We start from the raw sequence: 20,921 nt of genomic DNA, 5'->3' as shown, positions 1-20,921 counted from the left end.
GGCTTTGTTTTAACTGCCTGTGCGGGATCGTTTTTAAATGGCCACAGGTATTTTGTGCTCAAAGGTGTGGAAGTTATAATGCTCCAGTCGGAAACTGTCAGTGGTAAACTGATAAAAATCCTTAACAGAGGGATCGATCCACAGAGAGGGGCCCTCAAATGGCTCCTGTTTGATCAGTTCCTCCACCATGGGAATGTGGCGGTCATAAATATGGGCGTCTGCGATGACGTGAACCAGCTCGCCCGCCTTTAAGCCGCTTACCTGCGCAAACATATGGAGCAGTATGGCGTACTGGCACACGTTCCAGCTGTTGGCGGTCAGCATATCCTGGGAACGCTGGTTTAAGATGCCGTTTAAAGTATTCCCGGATACATTAAAGGTCATACTGTAGGCGCAGGGATACAGATTCATTTCCGAAAGGTCGTGGTGATTGTAGATATTGGACATGATCCGGCGGCTTAAGGGATTGTGCTTTAAATCGTAAAGGATCCGGTCTACCTGGTCAAAGTCGCCTTCTTTGTAATGGTGTTTTACCCCCAGCTGATAGCCATAGGCCTTTCCGATGCTTCCTGTCTCATCGGCCCAGGAATCCCAGATGTGGCTCTTGAGATCGAGGATATTGTTTGATTTCTTCTGCCAGATCCACAGCAGTTCGTCCACGGCTGATTTAAAGGCCGTGCGCCTGAGGGTGATCACGGGAAATTCCTTTGTCAGGTCGTAGCGGTTCACAATGCCGAACCGCTTGATGGTATGGGCCGGCGTACCGTCCTCCCATACCGGACGGACCTCATAATCCGTATCCCATACGCCGTTTTCCAAAATATCTTTACAGTTCTGTATGAATAACTGGTCTGCATAGCTCATAGATGTAAACTCCTCCTGTATTTGCGTAGTTTTATCAAGTATAGCAGATATGGGGCGAGGAGACAATATACATTCTGAGGGCAGATTCTAGTGCTGCTTCAGAGTACAATAGTGAAATCCCCTTGACACCAGTAAGTATGCGTGTTATATAATAAATAGAACAAAAAAAGGAACAGACCACTCCCTGGAATCCATTTTCCAGGGATATTTACAATGGCCTGCACACAAAGGCTGCAAGGGGTGAGAAGATTGAAAGAAAAGAGAGATTATTATGAAGTGTTAGGGATCAGCCGCGATGCGGATGCGTCCCAGATTAAGAAGGCTTACCGTAAGCTGGCCAAAAAGTATCATCCGGACAGCAACGAGGGCGATAGCCGGGCTGCGGAACGCTTTAAGGAAGCGACGGAGGCGTATACCATTTTAAGCGATCCTGAGAAAAAGAAGATCTATGACCAGTATGGAAGCAGCGCCTTTGACGGCGTTGGCGGATTTCGGGCAGATACGCAGAGGACACATGGCTTTGGAGGAAGCGCTGGCGGATTTTCTGGCTTTTCCGGTTACTCAGACGGGTTTTCCGGCCATTTTCAGGATGGAAATGGAGGATACCGCAGCTGGCATTTTGAAGGCGGAGAGGACGACGATCTGTTTGGCGATATCTTTGGATCAATGTTTCACGGCCGCGGCAGGGAAAATACCAAGAGCCGGGGGCAGGATATAACCGCCCAGATAGAAATACCCTTTGATGCTGCCGCCTTCGGCGGCGAGCAGGCGGTTACTCTGACGGCGCCGGATGGAAGCAGAAAGACGTTTCAGGTACAGATTCCTGCAGGTATTGACGAGGGTCAGACCATTCGCTTAAGGGGAAAGGGGGCGCCCGGAACGAAGGGGGCGGAGGCAGGGGATCTGCTTTTAAAGGTAAGGCTGGGGAGCCGTCCGGGCTTTGAACGCCGGGGAAAGGATATTTACACTACAGCTGCCATCCCCTTTACCACGGCCGTTTTTGGGGGAGAGGCCAGAGTAAGTACCCTTTATGGCGATGTTCTGTGTAAAATCCTTCCAGGAACCCAGTCGGGCTCCAGGATCCGCTTAAGCGGAAAAGGCATTGTCTCATCCGGCGTGTCCTCTGTCCGGGGCGACCAGTATGTTTCCATCCAGATTGCCGTTCCAGAGAATTTAAATCGAGAGGCGGCACAAAAACTTCATGAGTTTGAAGCAGCCTGCCGGACAGGTAATGGGAGGGGCGCGGCGTAAAACAGGTTCTTTTGCCGTAACCGGGTATGCAGGGATTTACAAAAGAAGGGAAAAACAGTATACTTGGATGAGACTGTAAGAGAGGCAGGAGAGATGTGATGCAAAAAAGGATCCGGGATTACGGTATTTATCCGGGACGGATGAAACAGGGAAAGAGAAATAAGATTACAGATGTGCCGGGAGTTCTGGCAGGACACTGTACGGTAAGGGACGGGGAGAGCCGCACCGGCGTAACGGTGATTCTGCCGGGAACGGATAATGCATTTTTAAACCCATATACAGCGGCTGCCTATGTGCACAACGGATTTGGAAAAAGCGCCGGCCTGATGCAGATTGAGGAGCTGGGAACTCTGGAAACGCCCATTGCCCTTACCAACACACTGAATGTAGGACGGGTCTGGGATGCAGTGGCGGATCATGTACTTAGGGAGTGTGAACGAGACGGCGCACCGGCTCTCAGTATTAACCCGGCAGTGGGAGAGTGCAATGACAGCCGGATCAACCGGATCAGCAGCCGCATTATTGGCCAGGAGCAGGTGGAGTATGCCTTCTCTCATGCCTGCGAGGATCCCGAAGAGGGAGCCGTGGGGGCTGGAACCGGAACGGTCTGCTATGGATTAAAGGGCGGTATCGGCACCGCCTCCCGTGTGGTGGAGATTGGCGGAAGGGAGTATACCATCGGCGTTCTGGTGCAGTCAAATTTCGGGGCAACGGAGGATCTGGTGGTGGACGGAAAGGCCCTGGGCCGTGAAATTCTTAAAAAATGTCAGCGGGAAGAAACGGGGAAGGAAGGGAAAACAGCCTTTTCTGAACAGGACAAGGGTTCGATCATGAGTATTTTGGCGACCGATCTGCCGGTAACGGCCCGCCAGCTAAAGCGCATTATCCGCCGGCTGGGCGCCGGGATTGCGCGTACAGGCGCTTATATGGGCCATGGAAGCGGAGAGGTGATGATTGGATTCACCACAGCCAACCGGGTTCCATCCGTGAAGCTGCGCAGGGAGAAGGAGGAGCTTCGGATGCTTGCGGCGATTCCGGAGGAGACCATTAACCGGGCGTTTCTGGCAGCGGCTGAGGCAGAGGAAGAGGCGATTCTTAATTCCATGGTGACAGCCGCAGAAACCCAGGGGCTGCAGGGGGAACGCTACCGCAGCCTGGCAGAGTTTTTAGGAGAATGAGGAAGCCGTTTTTATAAAATCATCAGAAAAGAGGATCCCAACATGACAGACTATAATCATTATACAGACTATGCAGTAGAGCAGGCAAAAAAGCTTCTTGCCATTGACAGCCCGTCAGGCTATGGCCGCAGCGTAACAGAGTACCTGCTTCGGGAATTTGCCGCCCTTGGTATTCCCGCCCGCCGTACCGTAAAAGGCGGTGTGATCGCTGATTTCGGAGGCAGGGACGACAAAAACGGGATTCTTCTGGAAGCCCACTGTGACACCTTGGGCGGCATGGTGACTGAGATCAAGGGAAACGGCCGTCTTAAGCTGACCAATATCGGAGGCATGAAACCGGCCAACGCAGAGGCGGAGAACGTGCGTATTATCACAAAGGGAGGCGCCGTTTACGAGGGAGTGTGCCAGCTGGTGAATGCGTCCGTCCATGTAAACGGGGAGTATGACAGGACAGAACGCAGCTGGGATACGGTAGAGGTGCTGGTGGATGAATGTGTAAAGACAAAAGAGGATACCATAAAGCTGGGGATCATGCCCGGAGATTATGTGTGTTTTGAACCCAGAACCCGTGTAACGGCCTCTGGATATATTAAGAGCCGCTTTTTGGATGATAAGCTTTCTGCAGCCATCCTTCTGGCCTATGGTAAATATCTGAAGGAGGAGAAGGTCGTTCCTGAGCGCCATGTATACGCTCATTTTACCATTTATGAGGAGGTAGGTCACGGCGGTTCTGCTTCGGTGCCGGAGGGTGTGACCGAGGCGTGGTCTGTGGATATGGGATGCGTAGGAGATGGGCTGACGTGTACGGAGCATGAGGTATCAATCTGCGCCAAGGACAGCGGAGGGCCTTATAATTACGATATTGTCTGCCGGCTGGTGGAGCTTGCAGGGGAACATGGGATTGGCTATGCGGTGGATGTATATCCACACTACGGCTCCGATGTGGAAACCACCCTGCGTTCCGGCCATGATATCCGTCATGCCCTGATTGGTCCCGGCGTGTACGCCTCCCATGGCTACGAGCGCAGCCATAAGGACGGTGTCTGCAATACGTTCCGCCTGCTCCAGGCATATATCGGCTGATTCGGAGGCAGGAGGGAAACATAACCCGGAGGAAAGCTCCATATACTGTACCATCAGCGGGACAGGGAGCAGCCGCCGGATACAGATACAGGTCTGACCGCCTGGTTCGCTGCCCGCGGGAATAAAGGAGAGATCCCATGGACAAGCGAATTCTTCTGGCCGTTTCTTCCGGCCTTCTTATCCCCTATATCATTCCCCTCTTTTTTAGGGGAACCCTTTTCCGACAGGAAGATATGGGCCGCACAGCTCCTGCGCCCGGTTATTCCGTCCAGACGAACAAAGAATCCCAGACTGCCCCCCGTATTCGTCTGGATAGGGGAAGCGGCCAGAAGGAATGGGTAGAGCTGGAAACCTATCTTCCCAGTGTGATCGCCTGTCAGATCCCGCCGGATTATCACAAAGAAGCCTTAAAAGCCCAGGCTATTCTGGCCCGTACTTATATCCGCCGTCAGATGGAAACAGCGGGAACGTCCGGGGAGATTGCGGAATCGGCCCTTAACCTGGAGGTGTCTGGGGAAAACCGTCTGAAAACCCTTTGGGGAACCGACCTTTTCCCCTCTTATTACCGCCGGTTTGAGGAAGCGGTTCAGGAAACGGAGGGCATTACCCTCATATGGGACGGTCAGTATATCGATCCATTATTTACGTCTGTGACGGCCGGAGCCACCAGGCCGGGAGACGGGGAGCATCCCTATCTGATATCCGCTTCCTGCCCGGAAGATCCTAAGGTGCAGGATTTTACCCAGGAGTTTACAGTGACGCCGGAGCAGGCGGCTTCTCTGGTCAGTTCCATCCCATCGGAGGACGGCTCTGCGCGGTCTGTCCCGGCTGAGGCGTTTCCAGATCAGGTGCAGATTGTTTCAAGGGACAGCGCCGGCTATGTAACAGAACTTCAGATTGGGGGATATCTGTTTGACGGAGAAGAAGTTCGTCAGGCCTTTGGGCTGCCATCCGCCTGTTTTTTTATGGAAGGATCTGGAAATGATATGCGCATTACCACAAAAGGCAGGGGGCACGGCTGGGGAATGAGCCAGGCAGAAGCAGATGCCAAAGGCAGGGAAGGGTGGACGGCGGAGGAAATCCTGGAATATTTTTACGCAGGTATTTCATTTTCTTCTGAATAAGTCATCTGAATCCGGTAAGAATACTACCGAGGTGATAAAAGATGAAAGAGAAAGTGAATCAGATGCTCAAGGATAAGCTGTTTCTCGTTATGCTGGTGCTGGGACTGCTGACTATGGTAGCTGCGGCAGGGATCATGACCATTCAGAAGGGGAAAGACAGCACTCCGGATCCGTTCCTCAACATGGCAGGGGAACAACAGCTGGCAGAGGGTCAGGGGGAAGCGCCCCAGACAGCGGGGGCCAGCGATGCACAAATGGCAAACGAAACAGAGCAGTCCACAAAGGCCGCTCTGGCAGAAAACAGAAACCAGGGAAATGATCTGGCGGCGGAGGCAGACACAGCTGATCCCGCAACAGAAGCAGGGGCCGGAAAGGAAGCTGCCCAGGCGCTGGCTTTAAATTTCACGGATTCCAGCTCCATGACCTGGCCTGTCCGAGGAAATGTGGTTTTGGATTACAGCATGGATCAGACCATTTATTTTCCTACGCTGGATCAGTACAAGTGCAACCCCGGCATAGTGATCCAGTCGGATGTCAGCGCTCCCGTAGCCGCTCCGGCCAATGCCAGAGTTACCGAGGTAGGGGTAAATGATGAGATTGGAAATTATGTGATGCTGGATCTTGGAAATGAGTATACCGCTATGATAGGCCAGCTCAAGGAGATCTCCGCCGCAGAGGGAGAGTATTTACAGGGGGGACAGACCTTAGGCTATGTAGCCGAGCCCACCAAATATTATTCTGTGGAAGGCGTCAATCTGTTTTTTGAACTGCGCCATCAGGGAAAAGCCATCGATCCGCTGGATCATATGGAGTAGAAAGAAGATCCCCGTCCGGGAAGTGAGAGCCGGATGGGGATTTCGCCGTTTACGGAAGCATTTTCTCTCCCGCCTGAATAAATTTCACAAAATTTAAGAAATTATTCATACCCCATTCAGACCATTGTAGTATAATAAAAATAACGATATGGAAGAGGAGTGAAAAGATGAACATATTATTTTTCCTGACTCCAAAGAGTGAGGTGGCCTACATCAATGAGGACGACACCCTCCGTCAGGCTCTGGAGAAAATGGAGCACCATCAGTATGCGGCGATCCCCATCATCAGCAGGACAGGACGGTACATAGGAACACTCACGGAAGGGGATCTGCTCTGGGGCATCAAGAACCAGTACCATCTTGATTTAAAGGGTGCGGAGAAGATACCCATCACTGCCATTCACCGTCGGCTGGATAACCGCCCTGTAAAGGCAGGGGCAGATATGGAGGATCTGATCGGGAAGGCGCTGAACCAGAATTTTGTACCTGTATTGGACGATCAGAAATGCTTTATCGGCATCATCACGCGGAAGGATATTATCCAGTACTTCTACAATAAGGGACTTCAGGCAGAGAAGGACGTCAAAGCCTGCTGCGGACAGGGCCATACAGAGGATAAAATGCGAAACGTGGCTTCTGTTGTAGCCTTTCAATCAGAGAAAGAGGCGCTTGTCTGAAAGATACTGTAAAAATGCATAAAAAGAAAAAATACATTTTTTAAAGTTTGTGCACACTTTTTGGGGGCTGTATGATATTATAATAGACGTACCCCCCCCCCAATACATTATATAGTTTTTGCTACACCCCATAAGAAACGAAATACCTTCTCCTGAAAAGACCGGTTCCCCGACCGGTCTTTTCGCTGTCCGGATTTCGCTGTCTCCGGAAAAAAACATAAAAAATAAAAAAGGGTCTTGACATTCCCTTTTTCCTGTACTATTTTATATTCCATAAAAATTCAAAAGCAATGAAGGAGACTCTTGCCTGAGAAATGCAACAGGAAGGGGGCGTCACCGACTGAGAGCGCCGCCGCGCAGGACTGGGCGAAGGGAACACTCCGGAGCTGATATATTGAAGCAGAAGAGGCTGGCAGAAGGATCCTGGTTTTTCTACTGGCTGTATCTGGCAGTAGGTATATCCGTGGCATACGTTATATGCACAGAGAGGAGCTTTTCAGGGCGTATGCCTGATGGCTCAATGCGGGTGGTACCGCGGGATCTAAAGAAGATGTCCCGTCCCGGAATACTGAAATGTGTTCCGGGGCGGGATTTTTTATTTTCAGGCAGTAATCCGGACACCAGATACGCCAGGAACGTATCTGGCCCGGCCCGCTTTCCGGAACCCGGTCAAAACGGAAGGAGAGTTCAGGATGGAATTTATTGACGGCGTAAAAAAGAAGGACACACTTGATATTCACGACATCTTAGAGAGCGGATTCGAGGGAGAGGAGATTCGGATAAACGGTGCGGTTCACAGCATCCGGGATATGGGAGAGGTGGCATTTGTGATTCTGCGCAAAGCCCAGGGCCTGGTGCAGTGCGTATACGAACCGGGCGTTACGGACTTTGAACTTCACAAACTGAGGGAGGAAAGCGCAGTGGAGGTTCTTGGAACCGTAAAAAAGGAGGAGAGATCACCCCACGGCTTTGAGATCCGGTTAAAGGAGATCAAAGTTCTCTCAAAGCCCGCAGAGCCTCTGCCGGTGCCTGTCAGCAAGTGGAAGCTTAATACTTCTCTGGAAACGAAGCTGGCTCTGCGTCCTGTGTCCTTAAGGAATATCAGAGAGCGCGCCAGATTCCGCATCCAGGAGGGCATTGTAAGAGGGTTTCGGGAATACCTGTTCTGTCAGGGCTTTACGGAGATTCACACGCCGAAGATCGTTGCCAGAGGGGCAGAGGGAGGCTCCAATGTTTTTAAGCTGGATTACTTTGGAAAACGGGCAGAGCTGGGCCAGAGTCCCCAGTTTTACAAACAGGCTATGGCCGGGGTCTTTGACCGGGTGTTTGAGACGGCCCCTGTATTCCGGGCAGAGAAGCACAATACCACAAGACATTTAAACGAATATACCAGTCTTGATTTTGAAATGGCCTATATCGACAGTTTTGAGGACATTATGGCCATGGAAACGGGAGTTCTCCAGGCGATTATGGCTCTCCTTAAAAAGGATTATAAAAAGGAGCTGGAGCTTTTGGATGTAATTCTTCCCGATGTGTCAAAGATTCCGGCTGTGCGTTTTGACCGGGCAAAGGAACTGGTGTCGGAGGCCTATGACAGGAAGATCCGCAATCCCTATGATCTGGAGCCGGAGGAGGAGCTTTTGATCGGACAGTATTTTAAGGAGAAATATGGAAGTGATTTTGTATTTGTCACCCATTATCCTTCTAAAAAGCGTCCCTTCTACGCAATGGAAGATCCCGGGGATCCCAGATTTACATTAAGCTTTGACCTGCTGTTTAAGGGACTGGAGGTCACCACTGGGGGTCAGCGCATTCACGATTATGAAATGATTCTTAATAAGCTTGTAAAAAGGGGTATGGATCCGGCGGATATAGAGTCGTACCTGATGATTTTTAAATACGGGATGCCGCCTCATGGAGGCCTTGGGATCGGCCTGGAACGTCTCACTATGCGGCTTTTGGATGAGCAGAATGTAAGGGAGGCTGCTCTGTTTCCCAGAGACGTAACAAGGCTGGAGCCATAAGAAAAAGGAACATCCTGTATAAAAGACGGTTTCGGAGTGCTTCCGGGCCGTCTGCCCCAAAGAGAGGAGACCGCCATGGCAACGAAAATCAGTGATGAGACGATAGAATATGTAGGGATTCTGGCAAAGCTTGCGCTTTCCCGGGAGGAAAAGGAGGCTGCCAAAAAGGATATGGGCCGGATGCTTGAATACATCGACCGGTTAAATGAACTGGACACCTCAGATGTCCAGCCTATGTCCCATATTTTTCCTGTTTCCAATGTGTTCAGAGAGGATATTGTGATCAATGGAGATGACAGAGAGGATATTCTGGCCAATGGGCCTGAGGTGAAAGACGGGGCATTTAAGGTGCCAAAGACAGTTGAGTAGGAGGAGAATCCCATGAGCAGTATATTAGAACTGACAGCCCTGGAACTGGGCAGGAAGATAAAAGCCGGGGAGATCACTTCTCTTCAGGCCACAGAGGCGGTTTTGGAACAGATTGGCCGCACCGAAAACAGGATCCATGCCTATGTGACCCTGGATGCAGAGGGAGCCATGAAACAGGCAGCCGAAGTACAGAAAAAGATAGAAGCAGGGCTTCTTACAGGGCCTTTGGCCGGCGTTCCGGCGGCTGTGAAGGATAATCTGTGCACAAAGGGGATGAGAACTACCTGCAGTTCACGGATTCTTGAGCATTTTGTTCCCACTTATACGGCGGAGGCGGTGCTGGGACTTAAGCGGGCGGGAGCTGTGATCCTGGGAAAGACCAATATGGATGAATTCGCCATGGGGAGCACCACTGAGACCTCGGCGTTTGGCATCACAAGAAATCCCTGGAATACGGAGTATGCTCCCGGAGGTTCCTCCGGCGGCTCCTGTGCGGCTGTGGCGTCAGAGGAATGTTTCTGTGCCCTTGGCTCTGATACCGGAGGTTCTATCCGCCAGCCCAGTTCCTTCTGCGGCGTCGCAGGCATCAAACCCACCTATGGTACCGTATCCCGTTATGGCCTTATCGCATATGGCTCTTCTTTAGATCAGGTTGGACCGGTGGCGAAGGATACCGCGGACTGTGCCGCGCTGCTGGAGGCAATTTCCTTCTACGATCCAAAGGACAGTACGTGTGTGAAGCGGGAGGACTATGATTTTACAGCGGCTCTCACAGGAGAGGCAAAGGGGATGAGGATCGGGATTCCTGCCGGTTATTTCGGGGAAGGGTTAAACGGAGAGGTCAGAGAGGCTGTTTTGCAGGCGGCAGATATTTTAAAGGAAAGGGGAGCTGTTGTGGAATGGTTTGATCTGGGGCTGACGGATTATGCCATCCCGGCTTACTACGTCATCGCTTCCGCAGAGGCCAGCTCCAATCTGTCACGTTTTGACGGTGTAAAGTATGGGTTCCGGGCAGAAGGGTATGAGGGTCTTCATGATATGTACAAGCAGACCCGTTCCCAGGGCTTTGGCCCGGAGGTAAAGCGCCGGATTATGCTGGGCTCTTTTGTGTTAAGTGCTGGTTACTATGACGCCTACTACCTGAAGGCCCTTCGTACCAAGGCTCTCATCCGAAAGGAGTTTGACCGGGCATTTTCCAGCTATGATCTGATTCTGGCGCCGGCAGCCCCGGATACGGCTCCCAGACTTGGGGATTCCCTGCAGGATCCGCTGAAAATGTATCTGGGCGATATTTACACGGTTTCTGTAAATCTGGCTGGCCTTCCTGCCATGACCGTTCCCTGCGGTACAGACAGTAAAGGCCTTCCCATCGGCCTGCAGCTGATCGGAGACTGTTTTAAGGAAAAAGATGTGATTCGCGCCGCGTATGCCTATGAGCAGAGCTGCGGCATAAAACGCCTGCGTCCTGAGCCTGGCCTGAAAGGAAAGGAGAAGAGCCGGGAGACAGCAGCGCTGAAAAGGAGGGAAAACCTGTGAGCAGACAGTATGAAACGGTAATCGGACTGGAGGTTCATGTGGAACTTGCTGCAAAGACAAAGATCTTCTGCGGCTGTTCCACAGAATTTGGGGGGGCACCCAATAGTCATACCTGCCCGGTGTGCACGGGTATGCCAGGTTCCCTGCCGGTATTAAACAGACAGGTGGTGGAATATGCCCTGGCGGTGGGACTGGCTGTAAACTGTCAGATCAATCAGTTCTGCAAATTTGACCGGAAAAATTATTTTTATCCTGATAATCCTCAGAACTATCAGATCTCTCAGTTATACCTTCCCATCTGTCACGACGGCTGGATAGAAATTGAGACGGAATCTGGGGGGAAAAAGAGGATCGGCATCCATGAGATCCATATGGAGGAGGACGCGGGAAAACTGATCCATGATGAGTGGGAGGACTGCTCTTTGGTGGACTACAATCGAAGCGGCGTCCCTCTGATTGAGATTGTGTCAGAACCGGATATGAGAAACGCAGAGGAGGTTATCGCCTATCTGGAGAAACTGCGGCTGATCATTCAGTACCTGGGAGCTTCCGACTGCCGCCTTCAGGAAGGCTCTATGCGTGCGGATGTGAACCTTTCCGTGCGCGAGGCGGGAGCGGCGGAGCTTGGTACCCGTACAGAGATGAAGAACCTGAACTCCTTTAAAGCCATTGCCAGGGCCATTGAGGGAGAGAAGAGACGTCAGATCGAATGCCTGGAGGACGGCAAACCGGTGATTCAGGAGACGAGGCGCTGGGATGATAATAAGGAAAGCTCCCGCGCCATGCGTTCCAAGGAGGATGCAAAAGATTACCGGTATTTTCCTGATCCCGATCTGCCTCCCGTGGTCATAAGCGACCAATGGATCGCAAAGATCCGTGCCCGCCAGCCGGAACTGCGCACAGAGAAAATCGGCCGGTATATAAGCCAGTTTGGCCTTCCTCTTTATGATGCTCAGATCCTCACCGGCTCTAAGCACCTGGCTGATGTGTTTGAGGCGGTGACAGAGATCTGCCAAAAGCCTAAGGAGGCGTCTAACTGGCTGATGGTAGAGGCCATGCGCCTGTTAAAGGAGCATGAGATGGAGCCGGAGGATATGAAATTTTCTCCCATCCATCTGGCAAAGCTGATTGCCATGGTATCGGCCGGAGAGATTAACCGTACGGTGGCCAAGAGCGTATTTGAGGAGATCTTTTTATCAGATGCGGATCCTGAGGCTTATGTGGAGGAGAAGGGCCTTAAGGTGGTAAATGACACAGGCGCATTACAGACGGTAATCGAAAGGGTGCTGGCAGATTATCCCCAGTCTGTAGCGGATTATAAGGGGGGAAAAGAGAAGGCTATGGGCTTTCTTGTGGGTCAGACTATGAAAGCCATGAAGGGAAAAGCAGATCCCGCTGCGGTGAGCCGGCTGTTAAAAGAGAATCTCACATAAGTAAATTTTATATTGACGGAATGGAACCTTTGGTGTATATTTTATTACAATGCAGCGGGATGTAAGGCTGTGACTGACAAATGTATGTCTAAAGAAAACAATCCGAGGCAAATCCGGGAAGATCCGGCCGCTGAAAGGGCGGGATCGGGATGCACCAAGGGGAATATGAGGAGGAAATTATGAAGCCATATGCAGAGATGAGCAAAGAAGAACTGGTGGCCCTTCGCAGGGATCTGAAGGCGAAGTATCACGATTTTCAGACAAAGGACTTAAAGCTGGATATGTCCCGGGGCAAGCCAAGCGTGGAGCAGCTGGATCTTTCCATGGGGATGATGGATGTGCTCAGCAGCGATGATGACCTGACCTGCGAAGACGGTACTGACTGCCGCAACTATGGCGTTCTCACCGGTATCGACGAGGCCAAGGAGCTTTTGGCGGATATGATGGAGGTGAATCCTTCCACCATTATCATTTACGGAAATTCCAGCTTGAACGTGATGTACGATACCGTTTCCCGCGCTATGACACATGGCATTATGGGAAATGAACCATGGTGCAGACAGGATAAGATCAAGTTCCTCTGCCCCGTTCCCGGATATGACAGACATTTTGCCATTACAGAGTATTTCGGTATCGAGATGATCAATGTTCCCATGACGTCTGAAGGCCCGGATATGGATATGGTAGAGAGGCTGGTGGCTTCCGATCCTGCAATCAAGGGAATCTGGTGTGTTCCAAAGTATTCTAACCCCCAGGGCTATTCTTACTCAGATGAGACCGTACGCCGTTTCGCAAGACTGGAGCCTGCGGCTCCGGATTTCCGTATTTTCTGGGACAATGCCTACGGCGTCCACCACTTATATGACCATGACCAGGATCATCTGATCGAGATCCTGGCAGAATGTAAGCGAGCCGGCAATCCGGATCTGGTGTATAAATTCGCCTCTACCTCCAAGATCAGCTTTCCTGGTTCCGGTATCGCGGCAATCGCTACCTCTCACAACAACCTGGAGGACATTAAGGTACAGTTAAAGAATCAGACTATCGGCCACGACAAGGTAAACCAGCTGCGCCATGTGCGTTTCTTCGGGGACATCCACGGTATGGTAGAGCATATGAGAAAGCACGCAGATATCATCAGACCCAAGTTTGAGGCAGTGGAGGAGATCTTAGAGAGAGAGCTTGGCGGTCTGGGCATCGGCCAGTGGACAAAGCCAAAGGGCGGATATTTCATTTCCTTTGATTCTCTGGACGGCTGTGCCAAGGATATTGTAGCGCGGTGCAAGAAGGCGGGTGTGGTGATGACAGGCGCAGGCGCGACCTATCCCTATGGAAAGGATCCCCATGACAGCAATATCCGCATTGCGCCCACCTATCCTCCTCTGGGCGATCTGGTGGTGGCAACAGAGCTGTTTGCCCTTTGCGTGAAGCTTACCAGCGCAGAAAAGTTATTAAAAGAAATGGAAAATAAGCCCCAGGCAGCAAAGAAGGAGCAGAAAAAAGAGCAGCAGCCAGACCAGTAACTGCCAGGGTAAAACAGAAATGATGTAAGATACTAACAGGGAGTATTCCGTTTAAGCGGAATGGCTCCCTGCTTTTTTATGCTGCCGTATATTCTTAAATGCCTCTGCCGGCACGGAGGGCGGAAAGGAGCGTAAAGGTGAAAATAAAACAGGGGTTAGATAAAATTCATCCGGGGAAATGGGATTTTTTTACTTTTATTTTAGTTCCGGGAACCACCCTCAGACTGGCGTCACGGGAAGGACTGCTGGACAGCAACCTGTCAGTGATCGGCAATCAGCCGGATGCTGCGTTGTGGTTCTGGGGCTGGGGGATATTTGTGGGGGGATACAGTTTCTTCTATATAAAGTATCTCTTTCATATAGGAAGATATACAGCCAGGGCAGGGCATTTTCTGTTAAAGATGGCCTGTGTATTCCTGGCTGCGGCAGTTTTTCTTCCTTACAAACCCTTAGAGTTCCCTTTTGCGTCTGATCTTCACGTCCTTCTTGCCTTTCTGTCCCCTGTCCTGTTCATGCTGGCTCTCTGGGATTTTCTTACAAAAAAGGTCCGCTCAGACCGAAGAATCTTTTTTTGGCTTCGCCTGCTCTTAACTGAGCTTCTGGCAGCAGCGCTGGCGCTGTGGTATGCCTCCGGCTTTATTACAAGCCTTCTTGAGGTGTATGTAACAGCAGCTTTTTGTGGATTCTTACGGCTTCTTGAGCGGATCCTGGTGGATAAGCTGGGCTTTGCAGCTTTATCTTCTATGGAAGGACAGGCAGATCAGGAATATGGTTCCGATCAGAAATCAACTTCCTCATCATAGAAACAGCATTTTAACAGCTTCGCCATCTGCTCTGGATCAATGGTTCTTGGGTTAGAACCTGTGCAGGCATCGCCAACAGCCAGTTCAGCTACCTTGGGCAGCTTCTCCATAAACTCGGCTTCGTCGATGATACCGCCCTCGTAATCCCTGATGCAGGCAGGAATATCCAGCTGTTCATTCATCTCACGCAGACGGGCGATGAGGGCATTTGTCAGTTCCTCGTCGGTGGTTCCCGGCAGATTGATAAATCGTGCAATCTTTGCGTATCTTGCGGCAGCTTCCGGCTCCTTTGCGTTGAAACGGATTACCTTTGGCAGATACATTGCATTGGCACATCCATGAACAATATGGCCGCCGGAGTATGCAGCACCGGTCTTATGGGCCATGGAGTGAACGATTCCAAGGAGAGCATTGGAAAATGCCATTCCGGCCAGGCACTGTGCGTCGTGCATCTTAGCGCGGGCATCCATATCTCCATTGTAGGAGGGAACCAGATACTCGTTGATCATTTCGATGGCATGAAGAGCCAGAGGATCGGTATATTCACAGTGAAGGGTGGAAACGTATGCCTCGATTGCGTGGGTCATGGCGTCCATTCCTGTATGGGCAGTCAGCTTCTTCGGCATGGTCGCAGCCAGAGCCGGATCTACGATAGCGACATCAGGAGTGATGTTAAAGTCCGCTAAAGGATATTTGATGCCCTTTGCGTAATCGGTGATAACAGAGAACGCAGTTACCTCGGTAGCGGTGCCGGAGGTAGAGGAGATGGCGCAGAATTTTGCCTTTGTACGCAGGGTGGGGAAGCTGAATGGAGTGATCAGATCCTCAAAGCTGATCTCAGGGTACTCATAAAATGCCCACATGGCCTTTGCGGCGTCAATAGGGGAACCTCCTCCTACGGCTACGATCCAGTCTGGTTCAAATTCCTGCATGGCCTTTGCACCCTTCATGACCGTTTCTACAGATGGATCCGGCTCAACACCCTCAAACAGCTGGACTTCCATTCCGGCTTCTTTTAAATAATCCACAACCTTGTCAAGGAATCCGAACCGCTTCATAGAGCCGCCGCCCACTACAACGATGGCTTTTTTGCCTGTCAGGGTCTTTAAAGCTTCCAGAGCATCTTTTCCATGATATAAATCTCTTGGTAATGTAAATCTCATCTGTGTAACCTCCATATGTTTGTATTTAAAAGAATGATATTTCTTTAACAAATATAGGATACCACAGGCAGATGGATCCGGGTAGATATGAAAATGGAATAGAGGTATGCCTGAAAGGATATCCGTTCATGCATACCGCGGGAGACTAATCGGACAGCTGGCTGACCATGCGGTTCAGGCTCTGTATCACCTCTTTTTCGGGCTGATTCATGCGGCAGCCTCTGCGGCAGATGAGAAGATCCCGGTGCAGATTTCCGGGATAGGCGCAGGGGCGCTGGATGAGGCCCTCCTGGGCAAGCTCCCGGTAGGGAATGGGGGAGGTCCACATATAGGCTCCTGGAAGCCGGCGCAGCAGGGCGAACTGGCTGCTCCGGTCATAGACAGAGATACAGCGCCTGGAATTACCGCCGGTGGAAGAAACAGCCTGAGTTTCAAAGGAGAAGGAAGGATCCTTGGAATCCCCCTGGAGGATTTCAATGGAATCATTTAAGTCCAGGTAGGTAAGTCCGGTCTTTTTTGCCAGCGGATGGTCTGCAGACATAAGCAGCCGGGAGGAAAATTCCCACAGAAGGCTGGATTCCAGATTTTCCTCCTGAAACAGCTTCTGGTAATAGGGCTCATAGACCGACTGACAGCGCACGATACCCAGATCAAATTCCTTGGAGGAGACCAGGCGAATCACATTTTTTGAATTAGTTTCCATATAATGGATATTTACAGCAAAACGTGTATCTGTACTGCAGAGAAATTCCGTAAAAGCGCAGGCGATATAAGTAGCCCTGGGGCCGCAGAACCGAAACTCCAGGGCGCTTTCCCGGTTTCTGGTGCAGAGGGCTTCAATCTGCTCCTCCTGGGCCATAATGGTTCTGGCATACCGCAGGAACTCTTCCCCCTTTTTTGTGGGAATCATCCCCCGGCTTGTCCGGTCAAAGATAGCCTCGCCAAGATCCCGCTCCAGCTCCCGTATGATCTTGCTTAAATGGGGCTGGTTCATATAAAAATTCTGGGCTGCCTTAGTGATAGAGCCTGTCTTTTCCACCTCAACTGCGTACTTTAAATAGGAAAGATTCATAAGCCACCTGCCTTATCTGCGGACTGTGTTTGTCAAAAATATAACGGGTTATTGGTTTTCCGGCTGAAAGGGAGCGATCACACCAGTTCCCGGAGTGTATCCCTCCGGCATACCGTCTACCGTGGGAGAGGGAGCGGTGCTTTCGGAACCAGCGGGTTGGCTGCCGTTTTCTAAGGAAGAGGTGCTGCCAGCGTTTTCTGTCGCTCCTGACGTCTGGCCTTCTGCCGTGTGCGCCACGCTTGTCTCTGTAGGCGCCGCGGCATCAGTTCCGGCCTGTGACGGTGCGGTTTCTCCTGAGGATGTGTTCCTGTGGATTACTGCCGCGTGGCCTTTATAGGATTTGGAGTGATCCAGCGTGCGCTCGATTTCCTTCCCGTTTTTGGATACCACTTTATAGGTATCCCATCGGCTTCCCGGCGTAGCTGCCTTTACCACTTTTTCCGTTCCAGGAGCCAGTGTTGGATCTTCTACATATTCCGGCTCCGGAGGATCCAGTTCCTCCACCTTTTCAGAATAAAGATCCCAGGAAACGCCGTCTTCAAGAACCGGAATCCCATAGATCGATACGGTAGCCTTGCGGTCTGCGTAGCTGGCCCGGATACCAATGGGAGCGTCGGAGGTATTTACAAAACGAAAATCCGGCTGTTCCCAGCTGATGGCTGCATCCTGGCCGGGGGTTACATAATTTGGCTCAAAGGTATGGGAACGGCGGAACGTCACCTTCATTCCCGCGTTAAATACTACGCGATACAGGGTGCTTGAGATCTGGCAGACCCCGCCGCCGATCTCCTGGACCACAGAACCGCTGTTGTAGGCCGCCGCTTCCTGATATCCCTTTTCGGCGGTTCGCTGACCAACAACAGAATTAAAGGAAAACTCCTCTCCCGGCTGGACGATGGTGCCGTTTAAGGCTTCTGCTGCCAGACGGACATTGGTATTGCGCTTCTGGTTGTTGGTGGTTTCCGTAGTAAAAGTGGCGATGGTTTTGTACGCTTCTTTGGCCTGGGCCGCCGAGAGAGCGGGGGCCGCGTCTGAGGAACGGGCGGTGATCACTGCGTCCAGACGATTTTCACGGATAGCTGAAAGAATATCCTGGGCCATCTGTTCCTCGTCGATCTCAATGCCGGAACAGCCGTCGCTGAATACAAAGCTTCCTTTTTCTTTGTCAAAATAATCCAGTCCGCTGTTTTTCGGAGCGATTTCCCACTGTCCTGCCAGCGTTCTGGCCTGAGCCAGCGCGTCTTTTTCCAGCCGGTCGTCCACCAGGTCTGCGGCTGTAAGCGTGATCTCACCGGACTGGGAGGAAGTGCACAGCTGTTGGGCCCACTTCTTTAACCGGGGCTGTAAAAGGTCTGTTACAGGCAGCTGCTCATCTCCGTAGGCAGCCTTCATAGACCAGGGGAAAAGTTCTTTTATCTTTTCATATACCTCATCCTGATTCAGACCTTCCAGAGAAATACCGTTGACGGTTACAGAAGCTGCCGTCAGTGCCGGTTCTGTATCAGGGGCCGGGGATTCCTGCGTTTGGGAAGCTCCTTTTCCTTTAAAATGAGAGACTGTGATTGCTGATACGGCCGCCAGAAGAAGGAGCCCCGTTCCAGCAGCCGCCAGAGGAAGAAACGCTTTTTTAGGTGTTCTGCGTCCTTTTCTGGGGCCGCGGTAAGAGGAGCGGGCCCCCCTGTTTTGTCTGTGATCGTAGTTTTTTGTCATAATAAACTCCTTCTATGGGTGTGTGCAAATGTCCCCGGATATCTGTTTTTATGACCGGCTCATTGCCGGGACTTCGAGATACGGGGCGCTGCAGTTATATACATTATTCATATGTGAATACTGGGAATTATTATATAAGTACCTTACAGGAAAGTCAAGAGCCGGGTCCCGGCCGCGATCATCATGCAGAGCGCCATTCCGCAGGCAGTGGGAAGGAAAAAGGCCAGACAGGTCCATTTCATACTGCCGGTCTCTTTTCTTATGGTCATCAGAGTGGTGGAACAGGGCCAGTGAAGGAGGAAAAATACCATGGTACACAGTGCTGTAACCCAGGTCCAGTCCTGGGAAACCAAAAGCGTTTTAAGGTCTGCCAGACTGCCAGGATCCATAAGAGTTCCCTGGGCCGTATAGGCCATGACGATGATGGGGATCACGATTTCATTGGCAGGCAGCCCCAGGATAAAGGCCATAAGGATCACGCCGTCCATGCCAAGAAGCCGCCCAAGGGGATCCAGATATCCGCTGATATGGCCCAGAAGGGTTATATTATTGATGGAAATATTTGCCAGAATCCAGATCGCCAGACCTGCGGGAGCGGCGACGGCGGCGGCCCGCCCTAATACAAAGAGCGTCCGGTCCAGGACAGAACGCCAGATCACCCGGCCGATCTGCGGACGGCGGTAGGGGGGCAGCTCCAGGGTAAAGGAGGAGGGTACCCCTTTCAGCAGGGTGGCGGACAAAAGCCAGGATGCAAAAAAGGTCATGGCTATTCCCAAAAGGATAAACAGGGTTAGAAAAAGGGCGGCTGAAAAAGAGGAATATGTTCCCGCCGATCCTGCAAAAAACAGGGAGATCAGGGTAATAAGCGCCGGAAGCCGCCCGTTGCAGGGGACAAAGCTGTTGGTCAGGATGGCTAAAAGCCGTTCCCTGGGAGAGTCGATAATCCGGCAGCCAGTCACCCCGGCCGCGTTGCAGCCAAAGCCCATAGCCATGGTGAGCGCCTGTTTGCCGCAGGCCTTACAGCATTGGAAGGGGCGGTCCAGGTTATAAGCGATTCGCGGAAGGTAGCCGGAATCTTCCAAAAGTGTAAATAAGGGAAAGAAAATGGCCATCGGGGGCAGCATCACAGAGACCACCCAGGCCAGCACCCGGTATACGCCAAGGATCAGAGCTCCTGTCAGCCAGTCAGGAGCGCCGGCGGCCAAAAACAGGGCTATGAGCTTTTCCTGAAAAGAGAAAAAAAAGTCAGAAAGCAGGGCGGAAGGATAGTTGGCCCCGGTAATGGTAAGCCAGAATACAAGGGCCAGCAAAAGCAGCATAGCCGGATACCCGGCGATCCGCCCTGTAAGAATCCGATCCATATACCGGTCCTTTAAGCCGTAGGTTCCCTCCGGCAGGGAGACTGTTTGGGCAGCGATCGCTTCTGCCGCGGCTACGATCCCGGAGACGATGCGGTCTTTTAACCCATCTTCAAAGATACCGGCCTCATAAAGCACAGACTGTGCCTGCTTAAGCGCTTCCGACAGCGCTGCGTCCTGGGACAGATCCTCCTGTAAAAAGGTGTTTGCTGCTTTCAAAAGCCCTTCATCCTGTTCCAGCAGCCGCAGGGCCAGCCACCTGGGAGAGAGCCGGGGGGAGAACCGTTCCGTAAAGGGCTGCACAATGGAAATGGCGGCCTCAATGGGGGGATCATAGGCGATAAAAAAGGGAGCGGGGGCCTCTTCCTTTACCGCCGCATCCAGCTTCAGGAGAAAATGGCCCAGCGTTTGCCTGCGCCTGGCGTTTGTTCCTGAAACCGGGACGCCAAGAGCGGCCTCCAGTCCCTCAAGATCCACGCGGATCCTGTTTTTGGCAGCTTCATCCATAAGGTTGACGCAGACCATGGTTCGCTTTCCTGTTTCCAGAATCTGGAGTACCAGATTTAAGTTTCGCTCCAGGCAGGTAGCATCGCAGACGACAACTGTTACATCACAGTCTCCAAAGCAGATAAAATCCCGGGAAACGGCTTCTTCTTCCGAATGTGCCATCAGGGAATAGGTGCCGGGCAGGTCGGTCAGGGTATAGGAGCCCGTCTTAGAGCGGCAGATCCCGTTGGAGCAGGATACAGTCACGCCGGCCCAGTTCCCGGTGTGCTGGGAACTGCCGGTGAGACTGTTAAATAAGGTACTTTTCCCCACATTGGGATTACCTGCCAGGGCTGCTGTCAGATGGCCTGCGGGTTCACCTGCGGAGCGATCATTTGCATCAAAAGGGTGTTTTCTCAAAAAAGAATGAGCTGGTTTCATGGTTCCTCCGT

General features: G+C 51.7%; 17 protein-coding genes. 12 read left to right on the top strand and 5 right to left on the bottom strand.

Annotated elements, in window-relative coordinates; translation table 11 throughout:
- Positions 1-33 precede the first annotated feature (33 nt).
- The gene (thyA, locus tag HW447_RS12510) at positions 34-864 is read right to left on the bottom strand and encodes a thymidylate synthase (RefSeq protein WP_176255598.1); all 831 of its coding nucleotides are present in this window, start codon (positions 862-864) and stop codon (positions 34-36) included.
- 249 nt (positions 865-1,113) lie between these two features.
- Between thyA and HW447_RS12505 the strand changes: the two genes are divergently transcribed.
- The 12 genes from HW447_RS12505 (at position 1,114) to HW447_RS12450 (ending at position 14,680) form a co-directional block, all read left to right on the top strand.
- Positions 1,114-2,115: a DnaJ C-terminal domain-containing protein gene (locus tag HW447_RS12505; protein ID WP_243176298.1), complete on the top strand. Its 1,002-nt coding sequence runs from the start codon at positions 1,114-1,116 to the stop codon at positions 2,113-2,115.
- 95 nt (positions 2,116-2,210) lie between these two features.
- A complete protein-coding gene (locus HW447_RS12500; RefSeq protein ID WP_243176297.1) occupies positions 2,211-3,293 on the top strand; it encodes a P1 family peptidase in 1,083 nt (360 codons plus the stop codon).
- Positions 3,294-3,335: 42 nt separating this feature from the next.
- Complete coding sequence (locus tag HW447_RS12495; protein WP_176255595.1) at positions 3,336-4,376, top strand: M42 family metallopeptidase; 1,041 nt, start codon at positions 3,336-3,338, stop codon at positions 4,374-4,376.
- Between the two features lie 137 nt (positions 4,377-4,513).
- On the top strand, positions 4,514-5,500 hold the full coding sequence (locus tag HW447_RS12490; protein WP_176255594.1) for a SpoIID/LytB domain-containing protein: 987 nt from the start codon (positions 4,514-4,516) through the stop codon (positions 5,498-5,500).
- A 41-nt stretch (positions 5,501-5,541) separates the two neighbouring features.
- Complete coding sequence (locus HW447_RS12485; RefSeq protein ID WP_176255593.1) at positions 5,542-6,315, top strand: murein hydrolase activator EnvC family protein; 774 nt, start codon at positions 5,542-5,544, stop codon at positions 6,313-6,315.
- Between the two features lie 167 nt (positions 6,316-6,482).
- Positions 6,483-6,992, top strand: a complete 510-nt coding sequence (locus HW447_RS12480) for a CBS domain-containing protein (RefSeq protein WP_176255592.1) — start codon at positions 6,483-6,485, stop codon at positions 6,990-6,992.
- Between the two features lie 692 nt (positions 6,993-7,684).
- On the top strand, positions 7,685-9,016 hold the full coding sequence (gene aspS, locus HW447_RS12475; RefSeq protein WP_176255591.1) for an aspartate--tRNA(Asn) ligase: 1,332 nt from the start codon (positions 7,685-7,687) through the stop codon (positions 9,014-9,016).
- A gap of 75 nt (positions 9,017-9,091) precedes the next feature.
- A complete protein-coding gene (gene gatC, locus HW447_RS12470) occupies positions 9,092-9,385 on the top strand; it encodes an Asp-tRNA(Asn)/Glu-tRNA(Gln) amidotransferase subunit GatC (protein WP_176255590.1) in 294 nt (97 codons plus the stop codon).
- A 12-nt stretch (positions 9,386-9,397) separates the two neighbouring features.
- Positions 9,398-10,921 carry an Asp-tRNA(Asn)/Glu-tRNA(Gln) amidotransferase subunit GatA gene (gene gatA, locus HW447_RS12465; protein WP_176255589.1) on the top strand — a complete coding sequence of 508 codons (1,524 nt, stop codon included), beginning with the start codon at positions 9,398-9,400 and terminating at the stop codon, positions 10,919-10,921.
- Positions 10,918-12,354, top strand: coding sequence for an Asp-tRNA(Asn)/Glu-tRNA(Gln) amidotransferase subunit GatB (gene gatB, locus HW447_RS12460; RefSeq protein WP_176255588.1), 1,437 nt, complete (start codon positions 10,918-10,920; stop codon positions 12,352-12,354). The genes gatA and gatB overlap by 4 nt, the downstream gene beginning before the upstream one ends.
- 179 nt (positions 12,355-12,533) lie before the next feature.
- Positions 12,534-13,877 (top strand): aminotransferase class I/II-fold pyridoxal phosphate-dependent enzyme, encoded by a 1,344-nt coding sequence (locus HW447_RS12455; RefSeq protein WP_176255587.1) that lies wholly within the window; start codon positions 12,534-12,536, stop codon positions 13,875-13,877.
- Between the two features lie 137 nt (positions 13,878-14,014).
- Complete coding sequence (locus tag HW447_RS12450) at positions 14,015-14,680, top strand: hypothetical protein (protein WP_176255586.1); 666 nt, start codon at positions 14,015-14,017, stop codon at positions 14,678-14,680.
- Here HW447_RS12450 and HW447_RS12445 read toward each other — a convergent pair.
- The 4 genes from HW447_RS12445 to feoB form a co-directional block, all read right to left on the bottom strand.
- Positions 14,656-15,843 carry an iron-containing alcohol dehydrogenase gene (locus tag HW447_RS12445; RefSeq protein WP_176255585.1) on the bottom strand — a complete coding sequence of 396 codons (1,188 nt, stop codon included), beginning with the start codon at positions 15,841-15,843 and terminating at the stop codon, positions 14,656-14,658. The genes HW447_RS12450 and HW447_RS12445 overlap by 25 nt on opposite strands.
- 145 nt (positions 15,844-15,988) lie before the next feature.
- Positions 15,989-16,915 (bottom strand): LysR family transcriptional regulator, encoded by a 927-nt coding sequence (locus HW447_RS12440; RefSeq protein ID WP_176255584.1) that lies wholly within the window; start codon positions 16,913-16,915, stop codon positions 15,989-15,991.
- Between the two features lie 48 nt (positions 16,916-16,963).
- Entirely contained in the window at positions 16,964-18,625 is a 1,662-nt protein-coding gene (locus HW447_RS12435; RefSeq protein ID WP_176255583.1) for a VanW family protein, read from the bottom strand.
- Between the two features lie 143 nt (positions 18,626-18,768).
- On the bottom strand, positions 18,769-20,910 hold the full coding sequence (gene feoB, locus HW447_RS12430) for a ferrous iron transport protein B (RefSeq protein ID WP_176255582.1): 2,142 nt from the start codon (positions 20,908-20,910) through the stop codon (positions 18,769-18,771).
- Between the last annotated feature and the right edge of the window lie 11 nt (positions 20,911-20,921).

The sequence above is a fragment of the Enterocloster alcoholdehydrogenati genome (assembly GCF_013282095.1).
Classification (GTDB): domain Bacteria; phylum Bacillota; class Clostridia; order Lachnospirales; family Lachnospiraceae; genus Enterocloster; species Enterocloster alcoholdehydrogenati.
Note: the sequence above shows the minus strand (reverse complement) of the source record. Positions and strands in the feature narration are given on the sequence as shown.